The sequence below is a fragment of the Polaromonas sp. genome (assembly GCF_012927415.1).
In the GTDB taxonomy this organism is placed as follows: domain Bacteria; phylum Pseudomonadota; class Gammaproteobacteria; order Burkholderiales; family Burkholderiaceae_C; genus Polaromonas.
Genome location: NZ_JABBPF010000189.1, coordinates 1 through 2,654, shown reverse-complemented (window position 1 = coordinate 2,654; position 2,654 = coordinate 1). Strand labels below are relative to the sequence as shown.

Below are 2,654 nucleotides of genomic sequence, written 5' to 3'. Positions count from 1 at the left end.
CCGCAGTCGGGCCCCCCCGCACGGCGCGGCCGGACCCCCCCGGCGGGTTCCCAGGGGCTGGGGGGGTTTGTTTTTTCGGGCCCGACCGCTGTGCCGCTGCGCAGCGTATCGGCGGGCAACTGGTCGAGCTGTTGCAGCAACTGCGCCAGGCTGCGGCCCATCGCGCCCAGCAGCGCATGGCCTTTTTCCGTCGTGGCCGCCGCAGCGTTGCCGACAGCCCCGTGCGCGTTGTAGTCCTGCATCTGCCAGCCCAGCTTGGCGCTGCGGCCGTCGCCCAGGATACTGAACTTTTCGGAACGGTCCTGCGAAGTCGAACGAAAATTCTGCGCCTTCGCCATAGCAACCTGCCCCGGTTGAAGCGCCAGCATCATCGACGTTTCAATTTCGCCGGCATGAATGCCGAAGCGGTGCTCATGCGCGCAGAACAGTTCGGCTACCGACTCCCCTTGCTCGTTGCACAAGGGCAGATTAAAAGAGTTCACGCTGAACACCAGCATGCCAAGGCGTGCCCGCAGGTCGCGCGCCACCACATCCAGCAGCCCCGACTGGCCGCCATGCGAATTGAGCAGCACCAGTTTTTTCACACCGCTGGCCGCCACTGACTCGGCAATTTCCGTCCAGAGCCGGGTGATGGTTTCGCTGCTAAGCGTGAGCGTGCCAGCAAAACGCATGTGCTCGGGGCTGAAGCCCACTGATTGCGTTGGCAAAAACAGCACCGGCAGGTCGGCGGACAAATGGGGCAAGGCAGCGGCGATGACGCCGTCGACCAGCGTCGCATCGACATTGAGCGGCAGGTGTGGCCCATGCTGCTCGATCGCGGCGACCGGCAGCACGGCGATGACGCGGTCCAGGTTCAGGCGCGCAAAGTCCGGGCTTTTCAAGTCGGCCCAGAAACGGGGCATGGCGAAGGGGGGGGGCGCAACAGAAGTCATGCGCGTATTTTGCGGGTATTTCGGCAGCTGTGAGCGTCTGCCCGCTTGGAAAACCCGTAGCACTCAATGACTGGCGAGCGCTCTTGACTCACGATCCTCATTGCCCAAAAGAATCCATAACCAGTCGCCAACAGGACAAGTAGACCAATGCGGGGGAAAGAAATGACAGCTTGGTTGTGCGTTTCCCAAACATCACCCCTGAAGCAAACAATCAAGGCCATGCCCCAAAAAACACAGTGATGCACCCGCTAAAGCCACCCAGTTGCCAATGGCTTTGAAGGCCTGCAATGGCTCCGCACCCAGTCGGCCTGAGTGAAAAAACACCCCGACGGCCCAAGTCCAAACGACGTAAAAAACGATGGGGTTCCGGGGTCAAAATTATTTTTGAAGATTGACCCTTTTTTGTTGGAGTTCCCAGCATTGACAAAGTCCAGTCCACATTTGGACGGCATCTTGTTGCGTTTGGCTGGGATTAGATGTGATTTTCAGGATGTTGTTGGACCTACAAAAACCACGCAATACAGGCGCCCCTTGCAAAGTGAGCAAACCCTCCCTGCAGAAGTTTGTTTAAATTTTTTTCAAGCGAAACCGGGTGAGGTGATCAGCCACCGCGCTCGGTACTTGCCCAGAGATGCCGGCATCACGCCAGCGTCGGCGTCCTCGAGGAAGGGTGTTGTCTTAATGGCGATCAGGTCGGGCCCTTGCGCCTGCTAAAGGAACAAAGCCGTGCCATTGCTTGGCTTGGCGATGGCAAAACCCTGGCCGTTCATGCCGTGACTGCCGTGACTGCCGTGACTGCATTTCAGCATGTCGACACCCTGGGGCGGCGCGCCGCCGGTTCCCGGAAAATGCACCACGGCGACGCTGCAAGTGCCCTGCGGCAAGGTCCAGCTGCTGATGTACTTCATGAGAGTCGCCCGAAGTCATCGAACGGATTGTTACAGCTTGCCCATCGGTCTTACGCCAGCTCTAAACCCATTGGCCCACCTGACCGCTTGAGAGCTTATAGCGCAAATCAGTCGAGCGAGAGCCCTTTCTACGCTGGGTTACTGCCCGGTGACCGTTTGCCACCTACGAGGGCAAACCGGCTGGGTAAGCGCGATTCGCCCGCGTCAGGCCGCCGCCGCAGCCTTCTGGATTTCGTCTCGGTGGGCTTGCTGGCTGACATGCCGGCTTTGCCGCTCAGCACGGTGTTTTGACGCAGCCAACGGCAAGGCAGTCCGAAGTGCGTCGAGCAGGTCCGCCAGGCACTTCGGCCTGGCACGCGCACCGCTGGCCTGATAATCGGCGAGCAGCGCCTGGCGAGCCACCTCCGGATTCAACGCGTGGACCGAAGTGAGGTGCTCAAACAGAAAATCCACCAGTTTCTCCAGCGCAAATTCATGCGTCTTGCCGGTGGTCTGCCAAAGCCAGTCGCTGAAGCACAGAAAGTGGTTAAAGGCCGAACCCGGCCCCAGCAGCAGCTTCAGCGCCAGCGCAAAGCGCCCCGAGTTGGCGATCATTTCCCAGTAGCGCGCAAAGCGCTGAATGCGCTGCATCGTCGCAAAATCAATCGTGGAGGTCTGCAGAATCGTGTACGGCGTCTGCGGGTCGTAGGCCATCGCAAAATCCACGGTGTGCCGGGTGATCGGCGTGCCGCGCAGGCGTTTCAAAATACCGAACTGGATTTCATGCGGCGCGAGGTCATGCAGGCGGTCAAAGCCGGCCGCGAAACTTTCCATC

At 59.9% G+C, this 2,654-nt stretch carries 2 protein-coding genes and 1 pseudogene; all 3 read right to left on the bottom strand.

What is annotated here, in order from left to right:
• Positions 1-98: 98 nt before the first annotated feature.
• Positions 99-902: pseudogene (locus HHJ19_RS15645) on the bottom strand (creatininase family protein); the annotation flags it as partial.
• Positions 903-1,642: 740 nt separating this feature from the next.
• Complete coding sequence (locus HHJ19_RS15640) at positions 1,643-1,840, bottom strand: hypothetical protein (RefSeq protein ID WP_296908797.1); 198 nt, start codon at positions 1,838-1,840, stop codon at positions 1,643-1,645.
• A 204-nt stretch (positions 1,841-2,044) separates the two neighbouring features.
• Positions 2,045-2,654, bottom strand: a 610-nt coding sequence (locus tag HHJ19_RS15635) for a DUF4080 domain-containing protein (protein WP_296908796.1), incomplete at its 5' end; no start/stop codon positions are given.